Origin of the sequence: Bariatricus sp. SGI.161, assembly GCF_050313695.1 — a bacterium.
Lineage (GTDB): Bacteria > Bacillota > Clostridia > Lachnospirales > Lachnospiraceae > JAFBIX01.
This window is the reverse complement of record NZ_JBNPLX010000026.1, coordinates 1-24,229: the sequence shown is the minus strand read 5'-3', so window position 1 is coordinate 24,229 and position 24,229 is coordinate 1. Positions and strand designations below refer to the sequence as shown.

Below are 24,229 nucleotides of genomic sequence, written 5' to 3'. Positions count from 1 at the left end.
GAATGTATTTCACCGTGGAAGAAGAAAACCTGATCTGTCTGTACCACAATGCCGACCGCCGCAGGACGGCGGCAAATCTCCGGGCAGCTTTGCCGGACATGGACAAGGAAATGGCGGCGCTTTCCTGCCAGACCGCCGATAAGCTGGACGCCATGAGCGACGCCGACTTTGCGGCGCAGCGGTTCCACTTCACAGACGAATAAGCAAAACGCCGGGCGCGGGGGCTGTCAAAGCCTCTGCGTCCGGCATTTCTTTTTTGATAACTATAATGTCTGTTCAACAGCAACTCATAAGAATCATAAAAGCATTGACAGCGAAAATTGAAGTTGCTATAATGTACTTGAACAATAAGTACATTATAGCGATGAAAGGTTATAGATTATGGAGATCATTATCAGCAATAACGCCAACAAGCCGATATATGAACAAATCACATCGCAGATAAAAGCAATGATAATGAGTGGTGAATTGCAGCCGGGAGAAGCAATTCCTTCCATGCGATCATTAGCAAAATCAATTCATGTGAGTGTTATCACAGTCCAAAAGGCCTATGAGGATTTACAACGAGATGGTTTTATAGAAACAACCGTAGGCAGAGGTAGTTTTGTATCGGCGCAAAATAAAGAATTTTATCAAGAAGAACAGCAGCGAATTGCAGAGGAACATTTGCAAATTGCTGCTGATATTGGACGCACAAGCGGTATTTCATTAGATAAGCTAAAAGAAATACTTACGATGTTTTATATGGAGGATGAATAATATGGACTATGCTTTGAAATTACAACAAGTAACAAAGACATATAAAAATTCGGATTTTGTTCTGGATCATGTTTCTTTTTCTGTACCAACAGGTTCCATTATGGGCTTTGTAGGCGAAAATGGGGCAGGAAAAACAACGACAATAGGCTGTATTTTGAATACGCTTTTTCGAGATTCCGGGATTGTTCAAATACTCGGAAAGGAAATGAACGACAGTGATGTAGAACTTCGAGAAAATATCGGAGTTGTTTATGATGGCGATAACTTCCCCGGATATTTAACTGCAAAACAGCTTTGCCGTATTATGCAAGGAATTTTTACGAACTGGGATAATGCGTTATTTGAGCATTACTTGAAATTGTTTAAGCTAAGCAAAAATCAGAAAATTGCGAAATACTCAAAAGGAATGACGATGAAATTGGCAATCGCTGTGGCGTTGGCACATCATCCGAAACTATTGATATTAGACGAGGCAACCAGTGGTCTTGACCCTATTATGCGGGATGAAATGCTTGAGACATTCCTTGACTTTGTAGAAAAGCCAGAACATTCTATCTTATTATCTTCGCATATTACCAGCGATTTAGAAAAAATTGCAGACTACATTACATTTATCCATAATGGCAGGATTATTCTGACAGAAACAAAGGATAACTTGCTTTATAACTATGCTGTTTTGCGTTGCAGAGAAAAACAGTTTGCAAATCTGGACATAAAGGATATTGTTGCATACCGTAAACGAGATTATCAAATTGATGTTCTCGTTGCGGATAAAAAAGCGGCAGAGAAAAAATATTCTGATGTTGTTATAGACCATACAACTATTGATGATATTATGCTGATTCTGATAAAGGGGGATCAAGAATGAAAGGACTATTACGAAATAATTTCTATGGGATGCTTGAAAATATCAAGATTGCACTTATCGGTATTCTGCTCTGTGGCGTGTTACTGTGGATAACAGGAGATTCTACATTGCTTAGTGCTTTTTCTTTGTTGGCTGCGCCCATTATAGCGGTGCTTACTCTTTCATGTCTGCGTAAAGAAAGTGCATCTAAATGGGAAAAATACAAGATTACCCTACCTGTCACCCGCAAAGACCTCATAAAAAGCCAGTATATCAGTCACTTCATTTTGTGTGTAATAGGTTCTGTTCTGGTTGCTTTTGCTCTAATAGTTACCGTATTACTGCATGGAAACCAATATTTCTATTATGGTTTCCGCGATGCCATAACTTTAGTTTTAGGCGGTGGTATTTTTGCAATGCTGATAGGTGTGATTGCATTTCCTTTATTTTGCTTATGGGGTGCAGAAAAAACAGAGGTAATATCCATCATAAGCGTTTTAGGAGCTGTGGGGACAATTTTGGGATTAAGTTTGATAGTTAATCTACTCGTTGGAGGTGACAGTGTAACAGACTTAATTTATTATATCAGTTTGGTTTCAATCCTTTTGATTTCATTTATTACATTTGGAGTATCATACTATCTTTCATGCCGGATTTTCAAGCAAAAAGAGTTTTGAAAAAACAAATGCTAAAACGCCGGGCGCGGAGGTGTCAAAGCCTCTGCGTCCGGCGCTTCTTTTTTGTCCATTTTCCCGCATTTAGAACCCCGTTTTGAGGGAAACAGGATAACTTTATCTACCTGCCTACCGACCATGTGGAAAAACCCTTGATTCCCGTGGACTTTTACCGCCCTAAATGCGTAGACAGGAGGTATCTTTTCCGCTGGCGTTCCGCCTCTTTCTTCCGGCGTACCTGCACCGCGCAATCCGGGCAGTATTTGGCCCGGTTGGAGTTCGGCGTAAACGCCGCCCCGCAGACGGCGCAGCGTTTGATCTCGTCCCGGCTTTTGGTGATCTCGGCGCATAGGGCCGCGTCCAGCGGCAGGACGGCCACCTTGAACTACCGGCACAGCAGCGAATAGGAAATACTCTGCACACAGACACATTCCTCCCCATCGTCCAGCAGGAGGCAGTTTCCGTTACAGTAGTTGCAGCACTCATGGGTGAGCCTGCGGGCCTTGCGGTATTGGGGGTAACTCATTCTCGGTATGTTCATCGTTCCTGCGTATGCTCCTTTCCCGGCGCTGTCCGCAAAATGCTGTCTACATTCTGTTTGACAATGCCGTATTCTTTCAATTTCTGTTTCGCTTCGCTGTACTGTGCGGACAGCCGTTCCCGTTCTGCGTCCAGCTTTTTATACTCGGTTTTGAGGGCGTACAGGTTGGGGAGCTTTGTGACCCCGGCCTCTTTGAGTGCCTTTGCCGCCGCCTCATACAAGATCAGTTGGCTTTCATGCTGCCGCCGGAACGCGGCCTTGTCTTTGGCATTTCGCAGTTCCAGCGCCACAGGCCGGAGCTGTTTGTAGGCAGAGAGGTTTTTTATCAGCAGCGCCATATCCCCAAGGCGGCGTTCTGCGTCTTTCAGGGCGGAGGCCGCCGCGTCGTTTGCCGCGCTGATCTCGGCCAGCCTGCTTTCCAAGCCCTCGTAGCTGTCGATCTGGTGTTCTGTGATGAAGTTTAAGGAATTGGCGGCCTGCTTCAAGTTGTGCAGCTTCGCCCACCGCGCATAGCCCGCCGACTGCTGGGCCTTGATACTGTCCTCCAAGGCAATCCGCAGGGAGATTTCCCCGGCGCTTCTTCTGCGCGGCCCCCGGTCAATGGCAATGCCCTTGATCCGCTGGGTGATCCGTTCCTCGGTGTAATCCTCCCCCAAGGTCTTGCAGCGGGTGAAGCGTTCCTGTCCGGGGGCGCGGAATGAAATAAACTTGCCCTGTTTGACTTCATAGCCCTGCGCCTCCATGAGCCGCAAAAAGCCGTCAAAGTCTTTGGCCTGCGGAATGGCCGCGTCGATGGCAAGTTTCAGTTTTGCTTTCCAGCTCTTGCCCTTTTTCTGTGCGTCCCACTCGGCGTAGGTCTTGCCCTTGTCTTTGCCGGGCTTTACCGCAGACAGGCCGTGTTCCTTGCACAGCCGGTCGCTGGTGCGCCGGATAAAGGCGTAGCTTTGGCGGTTGGAAATGTACTTGCGCTGGTTCGCCATATCCACGGCGCAGAAAATGATGTGGTTATGCAGGTGGCCCTTGTCGATATGGGTGGTAATCACATAGGGATATTTACCTTGCAGCACTTCATCGGCAAGCTGCCGCCCGATCTCATGGGCCTGTTCCGCCGTGGTTTCCCCCGGTTCAAAGGCTTGTATCAGGTGGTGGGCCAGATTGTTGCCCTTTTGGTACGCCTGATCTAACAGCATTTGAAATTCAATATCCGCCGTTTCATAGGAACAGCCATAGGAAGAAACGAACAGCTTTTCATCGGTCTTGTCCGGGTTCTCGATGTAGTCCAGCGCCTTTTTCAGCGTTGACTTGATAGGATGGATCTTTGTAACTGCCATATCTGTGCCAGCGCCCCCTTGATGTCCTCCAAGTCCTGCGCGTACACAGTCCCGGTACTGTTGATACGCCTTGCAATCTGGTTGATGTTGACGCCGATCTTTTGCAGCTCTGCGGTCTGCGCCCGGACAGGGCCGGTGTCGATATGGACGATATAGCCGTCGATCAGCATTTTCCGGGCGTAGGCAGAAAAGTTCTTTGTGCCAAGCTGGGCCATCTTCTGTTGGATCAGCGCCCGTTCCTCCGGCGTCACCGGGACGCGCAGCACAAACTTCCGTTTTCGGTTTGCCACTTTCGCACCTCCATTCATTCAGGGTTTTGGGGACTTCCCCAAGATACAAACGGGAAGCCGTTTGCCGGGAGTGTGGCTACACTCCCTATGCTTGCTACGTTACTGATTTCCTCGCTACGTTACTGATTTCCTCGCTAACAAGACGTTCCCAACCCCCAAAACTACCCGCAAAATAGCCCCCTGAACAGAAAAAAGTGCAAAAAAATAGAGGGTGCTTGCGCATCCCTCCACAAAAGAGAAAACAGAGGATGCCGGTTACACATCCTCCGTTTCTTTCTTCGGCTGTTCAATTTGTATGGCGCTGTCAATCGCGCCCTCAATGATCGGCAGATATTCTTCCGGGCATAATTTCAGCTTGTGGCTGACCCGTTGCCGCTGTTCGCTTTCCTCCCGCATGATCTCCGGGTTAAAATACCGTTCCACGGGAAGCCCGCAGGCTTTAATAAGCTGTATGATAACCGGCAGGCTGGGAATGGCCCCCTCGTTTTCGATGTTGGCAAGATAGCGCCAGTCGATATTGATTTTCTCTGCCATTGCTTTGCGTGAAATACGCTTTGCTTGCCGGGCCGCTTTCACATCCGCGCCGAAAGTTTCAAAGCCGGGACAATCTTCGATATTCGCCATATAGCACCTCCCACTTACATTGTATATTTCATATTCTGTTCGTGGAATGTTGCAATATGCACTTTAGTTACAGTTTATATTTCATTCTTGCGTGAGATAGAGAAACGTCGGACACGGTGGCCCGCTGGCCGCTGCATCCGGCGTCTTTATTATGGCCTGTTTCTACGCATTTAGAACCCCGCTACAGCGGCAACAGGATAAAGAATACCGCCGCCCCAGCAACCACGCCGGAAAAGCCCTGAAATTCCGGACGTTTTCAGGCCCTAAATGCGTAAATCGGAGGCTTTGCTTTGATATGCTCCACGGTTACGGTGTATTGTTCATATTCTGTTTTCGGAAATCTTTATGGAATCTTCAAAATTGCCCGGTATGCTATCCGTAAAATCAAAGAAAGGACTTGATTACATGGATATGATTTTGAAAACAACTGACCTCTGCAAAAATTTCAAAAGGCAGATGGCGGTAAATAACGTGTCGCTGAACATTCAGCGCAATTCGGTTTATGGCCTGCTGGGGCCGAACGGAGCTGGCAAATCCACGATCTTGAAAATGCTTACCGGCATTTTACGCCCCACATCGGGAAACATTGAGTTTGACGGCCACCCGTGGAACCGGAACGATTTGGAGCATATCGGCGCTTTGATCGAAATGCCCCCGCTTTATGAAAATCTGACTGCATACGAAAATCTCAAAGTCAGAACTACATTGCTGGGCCTGGACGATGCACGAATTAACGAGGTATTGCAAATTGTCCAGCTTGCGAATACCGGCAAGAAACGGGCCGGACAGTTTTCTCTTGGCATGAAACAGCGGCTTGGTATCGCTATTGCATTGCTGAATAGTCCCCAGCTTTTGATTCTGGATGAACCGACAAACGGACTTGACCCTTTGGGGATTGAGGAACTTCGTGAACTGATTCGTTCTTTTCCGTCAAATGGAATTACGGTCATTCTGTCAAGCCATATTCTGTCAGAAGTCCAGCAGATTGCAGATCATGTAGGTATTATTGCTGGCGGTGTCCTTGGATATGAGGGAGAGCTTCGTGCTGGTGAAGATTTGGAACAGCTCTTTATGGATGTTATTCGCAGGAATGGCAAGGAGGGATATTAAATGGAAATGGCATATATTCAGGCCGAAAATCTAAAGCATAAGAGAACTTTCACTAAAACGCTGATGGTTCTGGCCCCATTTGTAACTGCGCTTATGAACTTTTTTGCCCCTCTTTGGTTCCAGCTCAATTCTTATAACTGGTGGTATATCCTGCTCTATCCCGGATTTCTCACGCTTACCTGCGCTTTGGTTGAGCAGCGGGATAATGGAAAATTAAAATATCGTGCTGTTGCTTCATTGCCTATTTCGCAGAACAAAGTCTGGAACGCTAAAATTGGAGTGTCTGGTATTTACTCCTGTGTGGGAAACTTCATTTTCCTGGTGCTAAATCTGTTGGGCGGTTTTGCAATATTCGTTATCAATGAAATTCCCCTGACAATCGGTGTTGGGCAGGCCGCCGCCGGAACAGCTTGTATTGTTATTGCAAGCCTGTGGGAAATTCCATTGTGCTTGTGGCTATCAAAAAAGGTGGGTATCTTTGTCGCGGTTATTCTTAATGCCGGACTCGGCAGCGTTTTGGGAATTTTCACGGCTACGACCTCTTTGTGGATAATCTGCCCGTATAGCTGGGTGCCGCATCTTATGATTTCCGTGTTAGGTATTTTACCGAACGGTGAGCCGGTTGCCGATCAGAGCGCGGCAATGTCGTTTTGGATGATTTTGCTTACGCTTGTCATTTCGCTGGTCTGGTTTGCTGTTCTATCATGTTTAACAGCAAAATGGTTTGAAAAAAAGGAGGTGGGGTAACTATGGTATCTGTGATTCGGTGCTGGAAAGCAGAATATCAGAAATGTAAACACAGCATTTTGCTCTATATGCACAGCCTGATTCCTATTATGTGTGCGGCGGTTTTTGCGGCATATTATTATATATCCAGATGGGAACCGGCGACCAAAATCAGTGCCTATCTGGAAGTATTGGCCGTTGCGTTTCCGTTCCTGATTGGCATTATCGTGGGCCTGGTTGTTCAGATTGAAAATCAGGCCGGGCATTATCAGCTTTTGTTAGGAACAATCCCATCCCGCATAGCAACGTATATTGGTAAACTTGGGTTTCTGATGATCTGTGCTATGGGTGCAACATTTTTAGCATTGGGAACATTTGCTGTACTATACAGGGAGGCTCCGGCAAGCCTATACCTGAAAGCAGGGATTCTATTGTTGATTACCATGCTCCCTATTTACCTGATTCATTTGTTTGTGGGTATGAGCTTCGGAAAGGGTGCGTCTATGGGATTGGGCATTGCAGGAAGTCTAATAGCTGCCCTTATGATAACAGGGCTTGGTGACGCCGTATGGAGATACATTCCCTGGGCTTGGAGCGTTCGTGCTATGGATTATACTGTGCTTGCATGGGATAGGCCCCAACTGTATGCCCAGGTAAAAACTGATTTTTCCAGTGGTATGATTATTTCTGTATGCTGTACTATCTGTTTGCTGATTGCCAGTTTAGTTTGGTTTCGTAGTTGGGAGGGAGGTAAAACCAGTGAATAAAAAGTGCCTGTTTGCCGTGGTAATTATGCTTATGAGCCTTACTTGTTTATCCGCCTGCGGTGCGCTCCGTAACACTGCCGATAAAAACAAGGCGTTAAACGAATCTCTGCCGTATTATGAATTGAACGCCGCAAACTATGATGAAATTTCCTATAACGGCCTGACCTATACCATAACGGATGAATGTCTGGAAATGTCAGAACTGCAAGAAGAAATCGGGCAGGTATCGAAACGCTTCAAGAATGTGGCGGGGGAAGATTTCAGTTTCGGCTACGTTTACAGTATTGTAGATGTGGATATAAGCAATGCCGTAGCGGTAAATATCAACAACGAATATCGGAAAGCTGACATTAAAAATAATGATGAGTAACCCCGACAATATGGTATAATGGGACGGGAGGTGATTTTTTGACCCACTTACTTGTAGTTGACGATGAAGTTTCTATCCTGGAACTGATAAAAAACAGTTTGGGGAAAGATGGCTATTTGATAACGGCTTGTCAAAATACGGATGATGTAGACATTAAAAAGCTGCATTGCTATGACCTCATTCTTTTGGATGTGATGATGCCTGGCACAGATGGGTTTGAGTTTTGCAAACAGATCAGGAATATGGTAGACTGCCCGATTCTCTTTCTGACCGCAAAGACATTAGAGGAAGATATATTATTTGGATTGGGTATCGGTGCGGATGATTATATTACGAAGCCGTTTCGTATTCAGGAGCTTCGCGCCCGTGTTGCAGCACATTTACGCAGAGAAAAAAGAGAGCATCATAGTACGCTTTCCTTTGAGCCTGATATAAGATTTGACCTTTCCGCAAAGGTGCTGTATGTTTCAGAACAGCCGGTTTCCCTGACCAAAAGCGAGTATTCCATCTGTGAATACCTTGCAAAAAACCGTGGGCAGGTTTTTACGAAAGAACAAATCTATGAAGCTGTTTTCGGGTTTGATGGAATAGGCGATAACTCTACGATCTCAACACATATAAAAAATATTCGTGCGAAATTGGAGCATTTCAAAATAAGTCCGATCAGCACCGTATGGGGGATAGGATATAAATGGGAGTGAAAAAGAAACCTACATTGAAAACATTGTTTCGCCAGTTTGCTATCTCCCTCATTGTCATGCTGATAGCGGCAATTATTGTTCCTTTTGTTTTGGAGGGCCTTGCTGTAAATGCTGGATTGGCTACAAGGGCAAATCAAAGTGAATTGCAGGTAAAAGAGATCATTCCAACGCTGACGATTGCCCCGGATATTACAAAGGTTGTGATTCCACAGGGATGCGGCTACTTAATTCTGGATAAGAATTTTAACGAGCTTTACAGCAATATGGACGATGATGAAAAAGAAATTGCCCTGCTGTACGCAAAGGGAGAATATATTGAATATGCTACGGGGCGGCAGTTTGCACTTGTTGTCCGGGAAAATGAATTTTGCGTTTTAAGATATTACATTGGTTCCCAATTTACAGTATCATGGTTGCCGGATTTTTTTCCATCTCCTGACACGCTTGCTTTTATTCTGATGGGCGTAAATTCGCTGCTGGTCATTATCATTCTGACCGCCAGATTTGCAAAGAACCTGCGTATACAACTGACCCCGCTTTTTGAAGCTACTGCGGAGGTTGCAAAGCAAAACCTTGACTTTGAAGTAGGACATTCTAAAATCAAGGAGTTTGAAGATGTCCTTGCATCTTTTTCAGATATGAAAGATAATCTGAAAATTTCGTTAGAACGGCAATGGAAAACGGAACAGACACAGAAAGAGCAGATCGCCGCACTTGCCCATGATTTGAAAACGCCCCTAACGGTTATTCAGGGAAACGCTGATTTACTCACAGAAACAAATCTTGATGCTGAACAGCGATTATATGCTGATTACATCGTGGAAAGTTCCGGCCAGATGCAGGCATATATTCAGACCTTGATTGATATATCACGGGCAGCGGTTGGCTATCAGCTCCATATTGAAAATATAGACTTGCCAGCGTTCATGCAGCACTTGTTCGGTTATATGGAATCACTATGCCGGACAAAGGAAATCCGGCTGCAAATGAACACTGTTTCACTCCCTCAAATGCTGAAATTTGATAAGGTTCTGATTGAACGTGCCATTATGAATGTTATCAGTAATGGGTTGGACTACTCCCCACAAGGCGGAACGCTTTATGTGAATGTTCAGATCAACAACGGTTTCGTGGAAATTTCAATCACAGACGAGGGAACGGGATTTTCTAAAGAGGCATTATGCCACGCACAGGAACGGTTCTATATGGGCGATCAAAGCCGCAATTCAAAGCTGCACTTCGGTATGGGCCTATATATTACAAATTCGATCATGGAACAGCACAATGGGCAACTTGTTTTAGAAAATTCAAAAGAAACCGGCGGTGCAAAGGTTACTATGAAACTTCCCTGCTGATTTCCTGATAATGTGATGGACGGCTTTTGTGGCCGTCCATTTTTTCAAATCTTTATGAAATCTTCAAAAATTCCTCTTATTATGTACTCAAAGAAAACCATCTGCCCAGCGGCAGAAAAGAAAAAAACCGCTGCTGGACAGACCCATTTCCACGCGCAATTTATCATTCACTGGCGGCGGTTTTGAGAAATCAAGGCCGCCGTTTTCTTTCTGTTCCCAACAGATAAAGGCATGGCGGCCCACGGGAGGACGCCGCCATGCTGTTTTGCTATCACTATGATCTAACCCACTTCTACCGCTTAAAAAAAGCCTTGCCCCGCCGCAGGGATATTTCGGCTATGAGTATGCACTATACCATGTAACACAACAGCAAAACACTTCAAATCAACGCCCGGTGGGTCTACGACCTGCCGGGCGATTTTTGTCGCATTTTAGCCGCTGTCCCTGGCCGGAAAAATTCTTTGAGAAATTTTCAAAAAGGAGGTCTTTAGCGGGTAGCTGACGGCTTTGCCAAAGTCTTGTTAGCGGAAAGGGAGAGAACCACCAACATCCCCCAAAGAAAGGGGGTGAGAAGATGGATGCTATCCCCCGCGACTATGAAGCGCGGTGCCTGTTCGATGCTTTTTGTAAGACGGTACTGCGTAACGAGGCCAAAAGCTACCTGTCAGAAATGAAGCGCCGCCGTGACCGTGAAGTGTCGCTCGGTTCTTTATCGCAGGCAGATTTGGACAAGCTCTTTACAGTAGATCACTACCCCAGCGACAGCTTTACTTTTTCGTCGCATGGCTGTGATTTACATATCGACAATGAGCTTGTAGCCGAAGCCTTTGCCGCACTTCCCAGCATGGAGCAGAGTATTTTAATTTTGCACTGTGTTCTGGAACTGGCAGACGGCGAGATCGGCGGCCTTGTGGGAATGTCCCGAAGCGCCGTCCAGCGGCACAGGACAAAGACCTTATCGGAGCTGCGGAAACAGCTAAAGGCGTTGATGCCGAAAGGAGGTTAAACGCGGATGAATAACCCGAACTACAAGGGCATTGAGCTTTTGCCCCTCTCGGTGATCGAGGCCGCCCGCGCTGGGGACGCCGAAGCCGTGGAACGTGTTTTGCGGTATTACAGCGGTTACATGAACAAGCTGTGTACCCGGACGCTCTACGACGAGAACGGCTATCCTCATGTGTGTCTGGACGAGGCCATGAAGCGCCGTCTGGAAATCAAGCTCATCCACGCTATCGTCACGACGAAGTGACAAACCGGCCCCCGGAGGCTGAAACAGCTTAACCCTTTCCCTGTTTCACCAACCCACGGCGGGCCGCTGGCTGTACCTTGACAAATATGCCCGCAAGATAACGGCGGCGCATCATAGGGCATACGGACACATTCTGTCTGTGCCGAGCCGGACGGCTGGTGCGCCACGATGCTTTTTCCCGCAGGGATAAGCGGAGCGACTAACACCACGCCGCAATGTGAGTGTGGCAGCTTGCGGGCGACGACGTACAGGCAGGACAATGATACTCCCTTATAGCCATAGTTCGAGCGTTAAAAGCGTCACAAGCAATGGGTAGGGCCGCGTGAGAACCACGCGGGGGTGAAAGTCCCGTGGAGCTGTGCCAGCAGCCGTCCGCTATGCCCCTTTTCCTATAAAATCTTAGTGAAAGGGGGCCACATTATGAATAACAATGATGTGCCTATCTGGGAAAAATACACGCTGACCATAGAGGAAGCGTCTAAATATTTTCGTATCGGGGAAAACAAACTGCGTAAGCTGGCCGAAGAAAATCAATCTGCTGGCTGGGTCATTATGAATGGCAACCGCATCCAGATCAAGCGGAAGCAATTCGAGAAAATAATTGACACCCTGGACACAATCTAATAGTGAAAAAGGGCCGCAGATATGCTATAATAAGTTATAAGCATATTTGCGGCTCTTTCCGTCATGGAAAGGAGCATGACGAGATATGTCAAAGCAAGAACGAGATATAAAAAGACGGGACAGCAAAGGCCGCCTTTTGAAATCTGGAGAGAGCCAGCGAGCAGACGGAAGATATGCTTACAAATATACGGACACTTTTGGAGAACCGAAGTTTGTTTACTCATGGAAGTTAGTACCCACCGACAAAATCCCTGCCGGAAAGCGGCCTGATATTTCACTCCGCGAGAAGATCAAGCAGATACAGAAAGACATTGACGACGGGATAGACACCATCGGCAAGAAAATGACGGTCTGCCAGCTTTATGCCAAGTACATCCGGCAACGGGGAAATGTGAAGCGGGGAACCCAAAAAGGACGCCAGCAGTTGATGAAACTTCTATCCGAAGATAAGCTGGGGGCGGCCAGCATCGACAGTGTGAAGCTGTCCGATGCAAAAGAATGGGTCTTGCGTATGCAGGAAAAAGGCGTGGCCTACACCACGATCTGCAACAGCAAGCGTTCCCTGAAAGCCATTTTCTATATGGCAATTCAGGATGATTGCCTGCGGAAGAACCCGTTTGACTTCCAGATCAGCGAAGTAATCAGCGACGATACCGAACCAAAAGTGCCACTGACCCCAACACAGGAAAAAGAACTCCTGGACTTCATGCAGGGCGATAGCGTCTATTCCAAGTATTATGACGAGGTTGTAATCCTGCTGGAAACGGGACTTCGCATTTCCGAACTATGCGGCCTGACCCCCGCTGACCTGAACTTTGAGCAGCGATTTATCAATGTAGACCACCAGCTTCTAAGAAGTACGGAGGATGGCTACTACATCGAAACGCCCAAGACAGACAGCGGATTCCGACAGGTGCCAATGAGCGCAGCAGCGTATGAAGCGTTCCAGCGCGTGTTGAAGAACCGCAAACGAGGCAAGTCAATCCAAGTGGACGGATATAGTGATTTCCTGTTCCTGAACCGGGACGGCCTGCCGAAAGTAGCGGTAAACTATGATGCAATGTTCAAGTGCCTTGCCAAGAAGTTTAACAAGTGCCACAAGGAGCCGTTGCCAGCAGTAATGACGCCACACACCATGCGGCACACGTTCTGCACAAGAATGGCGAATGACGGCATGAACCCCAAGGCGTTGCAGTACATCATGGGACACGCCAACATCACCATGACGCTGAACTATTACGCTCACGCCACATTCCATTCCGCACAGGCGGAAATGGCGCGGCTGGAAGCGGCCAAGGCAGAAAAGGCCGTGGAAGCGGCGGAAACCACCGTGGAGAACACCGTGGAAGTTGCCGCCCCTGCCGTGGAGAACGCCGGGGAAACCAAGGCCGCCGCTTAGTAGTACACGGGTATTTTACTACCGCTTCTACTACTTTTGACCGCAAAAACGTGAGGGGTTATGGAAAAATATGTGAGGTTCTTCCGATAAAAAAATACCGGGAAAGCCCGAAAATACGGGCTATACCGGCATATAAACACTTCTAAAGAGATAATCTGAAATCTATTAAATCATTAAGTAAAATATTTCATATCAAATAAACCAGCATATCGCAAAAATCGCAGAGATTGTACTAAAAATCTCTGCGCCTTGTAATACAAAAAATCCGTAAGCATCTGCCTACGGATTATAAAAAACTCCCCGAGTTGGGCTCGAACCAACAACCCCACGGTTAACAGCCGTGTGCTCTACCATTGAGCTATCGAGGATTACTACTTTTCTAGTATAACTCTCCCCAATCTATTTTGCAAGAATTTTTATTACCATATCTTCAATATTTTTGGGAATACGGGCGCTCGCCAAGCGCCCGTCATTTTTATCTATTATTATTCAAAAAAGCATTCTGCATTCATCCAGTCTCGCTTAAAATTATTGATATAATGCTCTGTTAATGGATTCGGTGAAGTAAAGGTATCTTCAAAAACATGATATGGAAGTGTAAGGCAATCTGCTCCTGCCATAAAGTAGTCGACAATTTCCTGTGATTTTTCTATAGATGCAGCTAAAATCTTTGTATCTATATTTAATTTTTTATATACCGTTGATATTTGCAAAAGTGTATCGACACCTTTATACCCTATGATATCATTTTGTCCTGTGTATGGCGCAACATATGTGGCTCCGGCCTGTGCACACAGAACGGCTTCTGCGGCAGTCAATATCGCAGTTGCACATGTTTTAATTCCCAGCTCACTTAACCTTGCAATTGCTTCTACTCCATGGTAATTAGCAGGAATCTTTACGACCATATTATCTCCTGCAGAATTAATACGCTTCCCATCTGCGACCATATCTTCAACTGTTTCCCCAACAACCTGACCAAATACTGGCATATCAGGGAGTAATTCTGTAATCGCTCTAAGTATTTTTATACCATCTTTTCCTTCTTTTGAAATAATCGAAGGATTCGTTGTAACTCCCTCGATAAGATTTTTATTTTTTAGAATTTCTAATTCCTTTATATTTGCTGTATCTGCTAATAATCTCATAATAACCCTCCTAAAATAATCCTTTACAACAAAAAACCTATAGACTGCAAAGTCTATAGGTCAATATCCAGCTCCCCGAGTTGGGCTCGAACCAACAACCCCACGGTTAACAGCCGTGTGCTCTACCATTGAGCTATCGAGGATTACTACCTTTCTAGTATAACACTCTGCAATCTATTTTGCAAGGACTTTTTTATTTTCACAAATATTTATTTTTTTATTTTCACAAATATTTATTTCAATTCTAAAATTGGAGAGATACGCCCTTTAAGCACTACGCCAACTTAAAGGGCATATCAATATATCTGCAGATCCTTAGCGGATTGTTATACTCCACTGATTGCAATAAGTCTCACCAGTTCCCAGACGTACCAGATCACTCTTATTGCTGAACTCTTCTACCACATCTTGCCTGGATGGAAGGGAAGTCCATGGTTCAATACAAATATAGGGCGCTTCTGTTTTCGGTGCATGCCAGAATCCTAGATAAGACATCTTAGGATAAGATACCGTAACACTTCTTGTTCCTTTGTCCGATTTTAATGTCACTTCCCCCGACATATTCTGAAGAACAATAGCATCATCATCGAACATATCATGTCTCATTCTTATCTTTTGCCCATCTTCTAATGGAAATTCTTTATTGATTCCATTCAGGAAACAAGTTTCTGTATGACCAACCCTGTCTGGGCAACCTTTTCCCGAAAACTCCAGATAATAATCTGAGAATTCCAGGCCATCTTCCAGCGGTGCCTTGAATCCGGGATGACCGCCAATTCCGAAATACATCATCTTATCTGAATTGTTCCGAACCTGATATCCTATCTTAATCTGATTTTCATTCAGTTCATAACTCACGCGCAAAACAAAATGATACGGATAGGACTCATATGTTTCTTCTGTATCCTCCAGTTCCATAACGATTCTTTCTCGGTCATGCTCTACTACCCGATACGGAAGGCTTCTTGCGAATCCGTGAATCCCCATGCAGTATTCTTTTCCATTAAGAGTGTACTTTCCTTCTGTAAATCTTCCTACAAAAGGGAACAGAATCGGAGCTCTTTCCGGCCAGTATTTCTGATCTCCACTCCAGAGATACTCAACGCCATCTTTTGAGACAGACTGCATCTCTGCACCGGTAGCAGCTATCTTAACCGTCATGCATCGATTACTAATCTCATAATCCACGTTCATTCCTCCCACTATTCTGCATCTGGATATTCTGTACACAGTAGACGGTATGCCGGCTCATCTTCTTCGATTGTTGGGAAACGTCCCATTCTCTCATAGAAGAAGTTATCGTTATCGTCATCATTACACATAGATACCTCTCCTAACAGAACAGATCCGCCAGTTTCCGGAACTACAAAATCATGGAACATATAAGGTGTAATTGTAATACTCTCTCCAGGTGTCAAAAGCACTTTTGTTCCTGCCGGAACAATTTCTTTCTTACCATCTTTATATACAACTACATCTGTATCCAGTTTTTCCATATCCTTAGTTCCGTTATAAACAGTGATATAGATATCATTTCCGCCTCGGTTGATAATATCTTCCATCTTAGATACATGATAGTGCAATGGAGCGGTCTGTCCCTCGTAGAGCATTAATAATTTCTCTGCATATGTCTTTGGATACTTCTCTGGCATCTTCTGATTTCCGTTTCGAATTGTAAGGAGCGCGAATCCGACCTCATCAAATTTGCCAAGGCCGTAATCCGTAATATCCCATCCAAGTTTATTATCACGGATTTCATCATATTCATGTCCAACACTCTTCCAGTCTTCAGCAGCCCACTTTGCAAACGGTGGAATCTCAAACCCATGTTCCTTGATCAACTGCTCCATATCCTTAATTACCTGATTAATCCTTGAACGTTTCATATTATTTCCTCCAAACATTTTATTCTTTCAAAACTTTGCTTTTATAAATAAACAGCAGGGCTTCTTCATACATGAAGCATGAAAAGAGCCCCGCTGTTCTACATTATCATACTTACATCTTGTATTCTGATAATATAATCTCAGGCCTGTCAGCCTGCTTCTTATTGATTAATTCTGCATTTGTGACAAAGTTCAAAAGAGCATCTATTACTGCAGTTTCATTCAAATGCGCAAAACCTTTATAATAATTAAAAGGTCCTTCTGTTCCTGCCGAAAGCAGTACATAGTCTGCAAGATTCGCTACTGGTGAATTTGCATAAGCAGTAATCGCAATCGCTTTTAATCCTTTTTCCTTTCCAAGCTCCAATCCCTGAATCACTTGTTTGGATGTACCAGATTGAGAAATTGCAACCAATATATCATCTGAATCAGCTAAATTTACATTATTCAAAAAATATTCTGCGGCAACATTATATGTGCTTTTAATTCCTAATCTTCCAAGACGGAATCCCATATACTGAGTTAATGGGCATGTATTTCCTACGGCCAGAAGATGCGCCTGCTTACATGACTTCAATAGATTCACGCAATTCCACATGACATCGGCATCTATCCTTCGCCCTATTGCGATAATATTCTCCGCATATTCTCGAAATTGCCTTTCTACCTCATCATGCGTCTGTACACGATTGACCGTCTCATACTGCTGTCTTCCCAAATCCTTCGCCAGAGTAATACGGAATTCATAATAACCCGTATAGCCAATATGGTGACACATTCTTACAACCGTTGCATCACTCACACCACTTTGCTTTGCCAGTTCAGACACATTAGAATCCACCGTCTTTTGTGGATTTTTCAAGACAAAATCTGCTACCTTTTTTTCAGCTGAAAAAATGCAGTTATAGTTCTCTTTTATTACCTCGAGAACACCTTTATTCAGCATACTCTCTTTTTTCACTTTGACACCTCTCCTTGAAGGGAGAGCCCAAAAGGCTTAGTATAAAGAAGCTTTTCCAATTGTCTGGAAGAGTTCTAATTTATGTTTTGCACACTCTTTCATAGCTTCCATACATTGAGGCTCAATTACATTTGGCTCTCTTACCCCTTCATCTTTTAATACTTCTCTCATTTTCTGGAAATATGCAACCTTGATATCAGAAGAAATATTAATCTTATTGATTCCAAGTGTTACAGATTCTCCAATTTCTTTGTCCGGATTGTTAGATCCACCATGAAGAACCAATGGAATATCTACTTTTGCTTCAATCTCTTTCAAAATATCCAGTTTAAGTTCTGGTTTCATTCCTGCTGGATATAAACCATGACATGTTCCGATTGCAACAGCAAGAGTATCTACACCTGTCTCTGCAACAAATTTTGCTGCATCGTCTGGATTTGTATAAATGATTTTTGCTGTTCCGCCTTCGAAATCTGCCGGATCAGTAGATCCGATAGTTCCAAGTTCTGCCTCAACAGATACATTTGCAGGATGTGCAGCTTCTACTACTTTCTTAGCACCCGCGATATTTTCTTCAAAAGGAAGCTCTGCACCATCAAACATTACAGATGTAAATCCAGACTGGATTGCATAAATAATTGTTCCAAAATCACTACAGTGATCCAAGTGAATACATACTGGCACTGGTGACTTATATGCTCTTTCCTTAATAGCTAAAACCATCTCTGGTCCAGTAAAGCTTAATTCATCTGGATGAATCTCAATGATAACCGGTGAATTAGTTTCCTCGCAAACATCCATGATTCCCAAGAACATTGAGTAATCGGAAATATTGAATGCCGGAATCGCAAATTTGTTCTCCTTTGCTACTGCCAAGATGTCTTTCATATTCATTAACATAATTTAGTCCTCCTCTAGAAATATAATACTATAAATTACCACTTTTTTCTATAAAATATTTTTTAGAAACACATTTGTACGCCGCCTAAGAATGAATCACCCAATCCAATGGTATATTTAGGTTTATCAATATATTTCGACGGTACTAATGTTACTTCATCCGCGTATTTGCTCTCTATCACTTTACTGTAGTTCTCAATCCCCTTCGGGCTCAGCTCAAAGGTAAGAACCTCTCCAATCTGTTCCTTCGTACCATAGCTTCCATTCTGTGCTTTTGCAGTAGCCAACATATTTCCATACATCAGCCCTTTTTCAATATCTGCTTTCAGTTTTTCACCTACATACATAGAATAATCTTTGGTATGAATGATAATACCCTTGCGGATACCAAATTTTTCCCGAATAAATTTTGCACCTTCAACACAGGAAATAATGTCACTAATATCTATATCAAAATCATACATTTCTTTTAATGTGTACTTCAGTTCTTCTTCGTTCAGGCTGACAATATCCACGCAAGAGCATACCGTCTCCAGACAAAGCTTTCTTACGGAAATATCATGGAAGTGTGCATCTTCAAAGAATACGATACCCTCCGGGTTTTTTTCACGATATTTCATGACATGCTGTTCTGCAAAATCCAAATGTTCCTTCAAAACTTCCGGATCTAAAAGCGCATTAAAGCTGGACAATACATTACTGCTTACATGTTCTGCATTTTCTTCGACCCATTTAAAATAAGGTTTAAAAAACGGAACATATTCATTCACCGTAATCTTTGTTAAAATCAATCGGTTCGAGCAAGGAATCTCTGCTTTTTGATTGCCCAGACAGATCACATCACCTTTTTTAAACTGTATAATACAGTGTACTTCCTGATCCTGAGTCTGGACAAGTCCATCTGTATGTACCAATTTTCCTTCATCAGAAACAGTATAAACATAAGGAGACTCTAACAACTTACATACCTCTTTGGAGTCGTCTGTAAGATGCACGACAGACGGGCAACCCACCTGAGCAAGTGCCAAAGCCGCCTGAACTGCCGTACCGCCCATTCCATACTGTGCAGAAAAGCACTCTTCCAGGAGTTTTGTATTCTCTATATCAGCTTCTCCGCCTATTCCCCGGCTACAATAATACACAATTGTCTGGAGCAATTCTTCCATAGTGTGAACCTTTTCCGGGACTTCCATCTGAGAAAGATCTCCATCTGGAAGGTATTTTGCAAGCAATTCATTCAATCTTTCAACCTGAAAATCGCACAAAACATCCAGGTTGCTGGTATATCCCATTGCTGTATAACGCTTCTCAGACACACGCTTTTTCACTGTCTCATCCATTGTTTCATATGCCTGCCTGTATTTTTGCTCAATCTGTAATACATTCATCACTATTGAAATCCTCCTAAATATTATCTGTCTTAACTCTTTACTGATCCTGCTGTCATACCAGCGATAAAGTATCTCTGGAAGAACAAGAATAATACAAGTATCGGTAATGATCCAAGTACACTCATTGCCATCATCTGATTCCACTCATATGAATGCTGTCCCATCAACAAGTTGATACCTACCGGCACCGTACGCATATCATTCGTCTTTGTCAATGCTAACGCAAACAAATATTCATTCCATGCCTGCATGAATGTATACATTCCAACGGATACCAGACCAGGTACAGCTGTAGGAACCAGGATTTTCCACAAAGCTTTCCAACGGGATCCTCCATCAATCATAACAGCTTCATCTAACTCTTTTGGAAGAGTATTCAGATATCCCGTTGTCATCAAGATACAATATGGAAGTGTAAATACCAGATATGTCAGGACAAGCGCTGCATATGTATTGTATAATTTTAAGCTTACAATCAAACTCAAATATGGAATCAACAAAGTGATCGGCGGTACAGCCTGTACAGCAACAATAACCGTATTGATTACGCTCTTTCCTCTAAAGTCAAAACGGCTAAATGCATAAGATGCCATAATTCCAATAATAAGAGTGATCACTACTACCAACCCAGCTATAATGTAACTGTTAATAAAAAACCTTACCTGTTCCGGGTTCGTAAAGATTGCTTTATAAGCATCCAAACTAAAATTCTCAGAAATCCATGTCGGCGGCCATGCGAAAATCTCCGCATTAGGCTTAAATGAATTCAAGAACATCCATACAATCGGAAAACCCGCCCACAAAGTACCAATGATCAATACTATGATAACTAAAATCTGAACTGAAATTTTTTTCTTTCCTATCATACTTTAATCCTCCGATCTTTGTTGTCTGACATAGAAGATTCCAATAATCGTACATACAATAAGAAGAATTACGGCTGCAGCCGATGCCATTGAATACTGGTATTTTGTGAAGCCCTGTTTGTATATATATGTACTAATCGTCTCGGTTGCATTGACCGGTCCGCCTCCTGTAGTCATCCAAATCAAAGCGAATTGCTGCAATGTCCAAACAAAGTCTAACATCAGAAGACTGACAAGAATCGGTTTTAATTGAGGAATTGTAATTCGGAAAAATGTCTGAATAGCATTCGCGCCATCCAGTGCGGATGCCTCATATAAATCTCCTGAAATTCCCTGTAATCCTGCCAGAATACTAATCATATAGAAAGGATATCCCGACCAAATATTAATCACTGTAACCGCTTTAAGCGCAATATCTCTCGTTGCCAGGAACGATATGTTTTTATCAACTATGTGCATGGATGTAATAAGATAGTTGATTACACCATTCGGATCTAACATCATTCTCCAGAGAATTGCAATAACAGATGCTGTAAACATCCATGGCAAAGCATAGATTACTCGGAAAATACCTTTTACTCTAACACCAAGGTATCTTGTATTCAATACCATTGCAAATAACATACCAATTAAAAGATGTGCTACAATGCTGACGATAACAAAGAAAAGCGTATTCCTTATTGCGACCAGAAATGTTGGGTCCGTCAGTACTGCTTTATAGTTCTGCAATCCAACAAAAATAGGATTCTTATTAACAATCACATTATCGAAGAAGGAATATCCGATAACCATGATAATAGGTACAACCAGCAGAACAATCATTAATGCAACTGTTGGTAAAAGATATAAATATGGTGTTGCCTGTTTCTTTAATACATCCTTTTTGCTTCCTGCCGGTCTTGTCATTACTTTATTTCCCTTTGCCAATCATCCCACCTCCTTCATTTATTGAGAAGTATAGGCTGCGCGAATATACGCGCAGCCTATATTCTTTAACACTAACTCTTTAACCTATATTTCTGTCCGATTTTTATTCAAAAGCCGGCTCCCAGCTTGCCTGTGCTGCACTTAACATATCTGCTGCAGATGCTGTATCTCCATCCAGATATAATACAAGCTGCTCATTAAAGCTTCTCATTAAGTCTTCAGATGTAGGAGCACCTGTGAACTCGTTGATAGCATAACCTGTCTGGAAGATGTCGTATGCTTTCAGGAATAATTCATCATTTTCAGAATAATCAGGCTCTGCAGTTGCATTTCCTGGGAAAGCATTTGCAAGCTGAGCTAATTTAGCATTTACTTCTGGGCTCATAAGATATTCTACAAACTGCCATGCCTCTTCTTTGTTCTCGCAGTTTTCAGCAATACCGATACCCCAGTTAGCAACGTCCATTCCGCTTTCGCCTTCGTAACCATCCATTACAGGCATCTTAGCGTAATCAAAGTTAAGGTCTGGGCTTTCTTCTTTGATCAGTGTCAAGTGAGAAATTCCATCTACCATGAATGCAAGACGTCCGTTTTCGAACTCGTTAACCATATCCTGCTCTTTCATAGCTTCAGCACCGTCAGAGAGGTATTCGTTGTCTTTCATCTCTTTTACGAAATCAACAACCTTCTCCAGATCTTCATTACCTTCAAGGTTCGGTTTTCCATCTTCTAACATAGCTCCGCCTGATGCCCACAGCCATGTCATGAACTGATTCTGAATACCGTTAGGAGCTTCAGAAGATAATGGAATTGCAAATGCAGCTGCATCTGTATTAGATGTAATCTTATCGCATGCATCCAAGAACTCAGACCATGTTGTTGGAACCTCAGAAACCCCAGCTTCCTCAAGGATGTCCATATTTACATATAATGGATATGCAAAGTTAACAACTGGAATCATGTATGTACTTCCATCTACCTGAATCTGATCTGATAACTGGCTGTCATCATAGCCTGCATCTGTCATCAAATCTGTCAAGTTTGCGATAGACTCCTGTTTTGCAAAATCATATACCCAAGATCCATCAAGACCAACTACATCAGCCATTGTTCCTGCTGCTGCACCAGCTGCGATCTGAGTCTTAGTATCTGCATAAGGATTGCTCAGAAGTTCAATGTTGATTCCTGTTTCCTCTGTGAAGTCATCACAGATCTCCTGAAGTGCTCCATCCGGAAGCTCTACGCCCCACCACTGCTGGAATTCAAGTGTAACGCCATCTCCGCTGTCTCCACTAGCTTCTTCTGAATCTCCGCTGCTGCTAGATCCACAAGCTGCTAATGAAAGTACCATTGCGCCAACCAGACCAACTGAAAGCATTTTCTTCATGATTGTTCTCTTTTTCATTAATAGTTCCTCCTTTAAATGAAATTTTATTTCAGCATTTTGTGAAAAAATTTTTAAGGCAAATTTCCGAATATCACATATGGATGGATTTTTATGTCTATATTCGCTAATTTATCCTTATTTTTCTTTCACTTTTTATGCTGTTTTAATTATATTATAAAATAAATTTTCATATTGTCAATATGTATTATTGCTAAATTTAAATTATGTGTAAGAAATTTTATTTTTTCGTTAATTATTTCACTTATCGATGTCGCGTCATGAAAATACATTTCTTACACATTAACATAAAAAGGGTCACAGCATTTAGTAATAATTTTCCCAAATACTGTAACCCTTTTTCTCTCTTACTCCATAATTTCTTCTGGTGATGGAATAGAAGTCTGAGCTCCCTTTCTGGTTACTGCAATAGATGCCACCTTTTGTCCGAACACAATAGCCTCTCCACAGGTTTTCCCCCGACTTAACGCCAAAGCAAATGCTGCGGTAAAGCTGTCTCCTGCTGCAGTTGTATCTACTGCCTCTACCTTACATGCCGGATAATACTCTTCCGTTCCTTCTGCCACAAACAAGCACCCTTCGCTCCCAAGTGTAACCAATACATTTTTTACACCTTTTTTTAACATAGAACAGGCGCCTTCCTGAATTGCCTCTATCCCCTCAAGCGGCCTGCCCACCAATATAGAAAGTTCTGTTTCATTCGGCTTAATATAATCAATTCCTTTCCAGAAACTATCCGGAAGATCAGGAACTGCCGGAGCTGGATCTAAAATAACCGTCTTGCCAAGCTTTATCGCAATTTCTTTTACATATTTCACAGTCTCCAGAGGTATCTCCAACTGCATAATAATAATATCTGCCTTTTGAATTACATCCTCATTCTTCTGAATTAGTTCTTTTGTTACATCTGCGTTCGTACCTGCGATAATGATAATGGAATTCTCCCCACTATCTTCTACCGTTATAAATGCCTGTCCTGTTGTCCCTCCTTTAATCTTTGATATACCGGAAACATCCACTCCGACACTTTTCAGGTTATTGACAAGAACTTTCCCTGGAGCGTCATCTCCCACTGCACCAATCATTTTAACTTTTCCAAGAAGCTTACCAACTGCGTACGCCTGATTCGCTCCTTTTCCTCCCGGAATCTGAGTTACACTCGTTCCGGCAAGTGTTTCCCCCGCTTTTGGCATTTGAGGAACCTCTATAACTGTGTCCAGGTTCAAACTTCCAACCACTACAATATTCTTCACTTGTTCTTCTCCTTTTTATTTTTATTATTTTGTACGAATTTCATCTCGTTAAATCAACTAATTATTATAACAAAACATTTTGAATGATAATAATCTTTTTTACATATGAAAAAAGACAGCCAAAT

General features: G+C 43.3%; 27 protein-coding genes, 2 tRNA genes and 1 pseudogene. 14 read left to right on the top strand and 16 right to left on the bottom strand.

Annotated features, from left to right (window positions below; genetic code table 11):
* Positions 1–2 precede the first annotated feature (2 nt).
* From ACQRBH_RS13700 to ACQRBH_RS13685, 4 genes are all read left to right on the top strand, one after another.
* Positions 3–203, top strand: a complete 201-nt coding sequence (locus tag ACQRBH_RS13700) for a transposon-transfer assisting family protein (RefSeq protein ID WP_167649740.1) — start codon at positions 3–5, stop codon at positions 201–203.
* 178 nt (positions 204–381) lie between these two features.
* Positions 382–759 carry a GntR family transcriptional regulator gene (locus ACQRBH_RS13695; RefSeq protein WP_349052439.1) on the top strand — a complete coding sequence of 126 codons (378 nt, stop codon included), beginning with the start codon at positions 382–384 and terminating at the stop codon, positions 757–759.
* A 1-nt stretch (position 760) separates the two neighbouring features.
* Positions 761–1,627, top strand: a complete 867-nt coding sequence (locus tag ACQRBH_RS13690; RefSeq protein ID WP_427762125.1) for an ABC transporter ATP-binding protein — start codon at positions 761–763, stop codon at positions 1,625–1,627.
* The gene (locus ACQRBH_RS13685) at positions 1,624–2,283 is read left to right on the top strand and encodes an ABC-2 transporter permease (protein WP_427762124.1); all 660 of its coding nucleotides are present in this window, start codon (positions 1,624–1,626) and stop codon (positions 2,281–2,283) included. The genes ACQRBH_RS13690 and ACQRBH_RS13685 overlap by 4 nt, the downstream gene beginning before the upstream one ends.
* A gap of 166 nt (positions 2,284–2,449) precedes the next feature.
* Here ACQRBH_RS13685 and ACQRBH_RS13680 read toward each other — a convergent pair.
* The 4 genes and pseudogenes from ACQRBH_RS13680 to ACQRBH_RS13665 all read right to left on the bottom strand — a co-directional run bounded on the left by ACQRBH_RS13680 (position 2,450) and on the right by ACQRBH_RS13665 (position 5,066).
* A pseudogene (locus ACQRBH_RS13680) lies at positions 2,450–2,821 on the bottom strand (cysteine-rich VLP protein).
* Positions 2,818–4,152 carry a relaxase/mobilization nuclease domain-containing protein gene (locus ACQRBH_RS13675; protein ID WP_427762121.1) on the bottom strand — a complete coding sequence of 445 codons (1,335 nt, stop codon included), beginning with the start codon at positions 4,150–4,152 and terminating at the stop codon, positions 2,818–2,820. Before ACQRBH_RS13675 ends, ACQRBH_RS13680 begins: the two are co-directional and overlap by 4 nt.
* On the bottom strand, positions 4,113–4,442 hold the full coding sequence (locus ACQRBH_RS13670) for a plasmid mobilization protein (protein WP_002566656.1): 330 nt from the start codon (positions 4,440–4,442) through the stop codon (positions 4,113–4,115). Before ACQRBH_RS13670 ends, ACQRBH_RS13675 begins: the two co-directional genes overlap by 40 nt.
* A 255-nt stretch (positions 4,443–4,697) precedes the next feature.
* A complete protein-coding gene (locus ACQRBH_RS13665) occupies positions 4,698–5,066 on the bottom strand; it encodes a helix-turn-helix domain-containing protein (RefSeq protein WP_427762119.1) in 369 nt (122 codons plus the stop codon).
* 405 nt (positions 5,067–5,471) lie between these two features.
* On the opposite strand from ACQRBH_RS13665, the gene ACQRBH_RS13660 reads away from it, so the two are divergent.
* From ACQRBH_RS13660 to ACQRBH_RS13615, 10 genes are all read left to right on the top strand, one after another.
* A complete protein-coding gene (locus ACQRBH_RS13660; RefSeq protein WP_427762139.1) occupies positions 5,472–6,176 on the top strand; it encodes a lantibiotic protection ABC transporter ATP-binding protein in 705 nt (234 codons plus the stop codon).
* Positions 6,177–6,923, top strand: a complete 747-nt coding sequence (locus ACQRBH_RS13655; protein WP_427762117.1) for a lantibiotic immunity ABC transporter MutE/EpiE family permease subunit — start codon at positions 6,177–6,179, stop codon at positions 6,921–6,923.
* A gap of 2 nt (positions 6,924–6,925) precedes the next feature.
* Entirely contained in the window at positions 6,926–7,669 is a 744-nt protein-coding gene (locus ACQRBH_RS13650) for a lantibiotic immunity ABC transporter MutG family permease subunit (RefSeq protein ID WP_427762114.1), read from the top strand.
* Positions 7,662–8,039 (top strand): NisI/SpaI family lantibiotic immunity lipoprotein, encoded by a 378-nt coding sequence (locus tag ACQRBH_RS13645; RefSeq protein WP_427762113.1) that lies wholly within the window; start codon positions 7,662–7,664, stop codon positions 8,037–8,039. The genes ACQRBH_RS13650 and ACQRBH_RS13645 overlap by 8 nt, the downstream gene beginning before the upstream one ends.
* A gap of 38 nt (positions 8,040–8,077) precedes the next feature.
* Complete coding sequence (locus ACQRBH_RS13640; RefSeq protein WP_427762112.1) at positions 8,078–8,740, top strand: response regulator transcription factor; 663 nt, start codon at positions 8,078–8,080, stop codon at positions 8,738–8,740.
* Positions 8,731–10,095, top strand: coding sequence for a sensor histidine kinase (locus ACQRBH_RS13635; protein ID WP_427762110.1), 1,365 nt, complete (start codon positions 8,731–8,733; stop codon positions 10,093–10,095). The genes ACQRBH_RS13640 and ACQRBH_RS13635 overlap by 10 nt, the downstream gene beginning before the upstream one ends.
* Positions 10,096–10,669: 574 nt before the next feature.
* Positions 10,670–11,101: a sigma-70 family RNA polymerase sigma factor gene (locus ACQRBH_RS13630; protein ID WP_427762108.1), complete on the top strand. Its 432-nt coding sequence runs from the start codon at positions 10,670–10,672 to the stop codon at positions 11,099–11,101.
* A gap of 6 nt (positions 11,102–11,107) precedes the next feature.
* A complete protein-coding gene (locus ACQRBH_RS13625; protein WP_110437017.1) occupies positions 11,108–11,344 on the top strand; it encodes a helix-turn-helix domain-containing protein in 237 nt (78 codons plus the stop codon).
* Positions 11,345–11,764: 420 nt separating this feature from the next.
* A complete protein-coding gene (locus tag ACQRBH_RS13620) occupies positions 11,765–11,968 on the top strand; it encodes an excisionase (protein WP_427762107.1) in 204 nt (67 codons plus the stop codon).
* An 85-nt stretch (positions 11,969–12,053) separates the two neighbouring features.
* Entirely contained in the window at positions 12,054–13,367 is a 1,314-nt protein-coding gene (locus ACQRBH_RS13615) for a tyrosine-type recombinase/integrase (protein WP_427762105.1), read from the top strand.
* A gap of 296 nt (positions 13,368–13,663) precedes the next feature.
* Here ACQRBH_RS13615 and ACQRBH_RS13610 read toward each other — a convergent pair.
* The 12 genes from ACQRBH_RS13610 to rbsK form a co-directional block, all read right to left on the bottom strand.
* Positions 13,664–13,735: transfer RNA gene (locus tag ACQRBH_RS13610), tRNA-Asn, on the bottom strand.
* Positions 13,736–13,852: 117 nt separating this feature from the next.
* Positions 13,853–14,515: a transaldolase family protein gene (locus tag ACQRBH_RS13605; protein ID WP_427762102.1), complete on the bottom strand. Its 663-nt coding sequence runs from the start codon at positions 14,513–14,515 to the stop codon at positions 13,853–13,855.
* Positions 14,516–14,586: 71 nt separating this feature from the next.
* Positions 14,587–14,658 (bottom strand) — tRNA-Asn (locus tag ACQRBH_RS13600).
* A gap of 172 nt (positions 14,659–14,830) precedes the next feature.
* Positions 14,831–15,703: an aldose 1-epimerase family protein gene (locus tag ACQRBH_RS13595; RefSeq protein WP_427762099.1), complete on the bottom strand. Its 873-nt coding sequence runs from the start codon at positions 15,701–15,703 to the stop codon at positions 14,831–14,833.
* 14 nt (positions 15,704–15,717) lie between these two features.
* A complete protein-coding gene (locus ACQRBH_RS13590; RefSeq protein WP_235232980.1) occupies positions 15,718–16,401 on the bottom strand; it encodes a D-lyxose/D-mannose family sugar isomerase in 684 nt (227 codons plus the stop codon).
* 112 nt (positions 16,402–16,513) lie between these two features.
* A complete protein-coding gene (locus ACQRBH_RS13585; RefSeq protein ID WP_235232981.1) occupies positions 16,514–17,362 on the bottom strand; it encodes a MurR/RpiR family transcriptional regulator in 849 nt (282 codons plus the stop codon).
* 36 nt (positions 17,363–17,398) lie between these two features.
* Complete coding sequence (locus ACQRBH_RS13580) at positions 17,399–18,262, bottom strand: ketose-bisphosphate aldolase (RefSeq protein ID WP_235232982.1); 864 nt, start codon at positions 18,260–18,262, stop codon at positions 17,399–17,401.
* A gap of 62 nt (positions 18,263–18,324) precedes the next feature.
* Positions 18,325–19,650 carry an ADP-dependent glucokinase/phosphofructokinase gene (locus tag ACQRBH_RS13575; RefSeq protein WP_235232987.1) on the bottom strand — a complete coding sequence of 442 codons (1,326 nt, stop codon included), beginning with the start codon at positions 19,648–19,650 and terminating at the stop codon, positions 18,325–18,327.
* 32 nt (positions 19,651–19,682) lie between these two features.
* Entirely contained in the window at positions 19,683–20,519 is an 837-nt protein-coding gene (locus tag ACQRBH_RS13570; RefSeq protein ID WP_235232983.1) for a carbohydrate ABC transporter permease, read from the bottom strand.
* 3 nt (positions 20,520–20,522) lie between these two features.
* Positions 20,523–21,446, bottom strand: coding sequence for a carbohydrate ABC transporter permease (locus tag ACQRBH_RS13565; protein ID WP_427743614.1), 924 nt, complete (start codon positions 21,444–21,446; stop codon positions 20,523–20,525).
* A gap of 103 nt (positions 21,447–21,549) precedes the next feature.
* The gene (locus tag ACQRBH_RS13560; protein WP_427762097.1) at positions 21,550–22,851 is read right to left on the bottom strand and encodes an ABC transporter substrate-binding protein; all 1,302 of its coding nucleotides are present in this window, start codon (positions 22,849–22,851) and stop codon (positions 21,550–21,552) included.
* Positions 22,852–23,198: 347 nt separating this feature from the next.
* Complete coding sequence (gene rbsK / locus ACQRBH_RS13555) at positions 23,199–24,104, bottom strand: ribokinase (RefSeq protein WP_427762095.1); 906 nt, start codon at positions 24,102–24,104, stop codon at positions 23,199–23,201.
* Positions 24,105–24,229 lie beyond the last annotated feature (125 nt).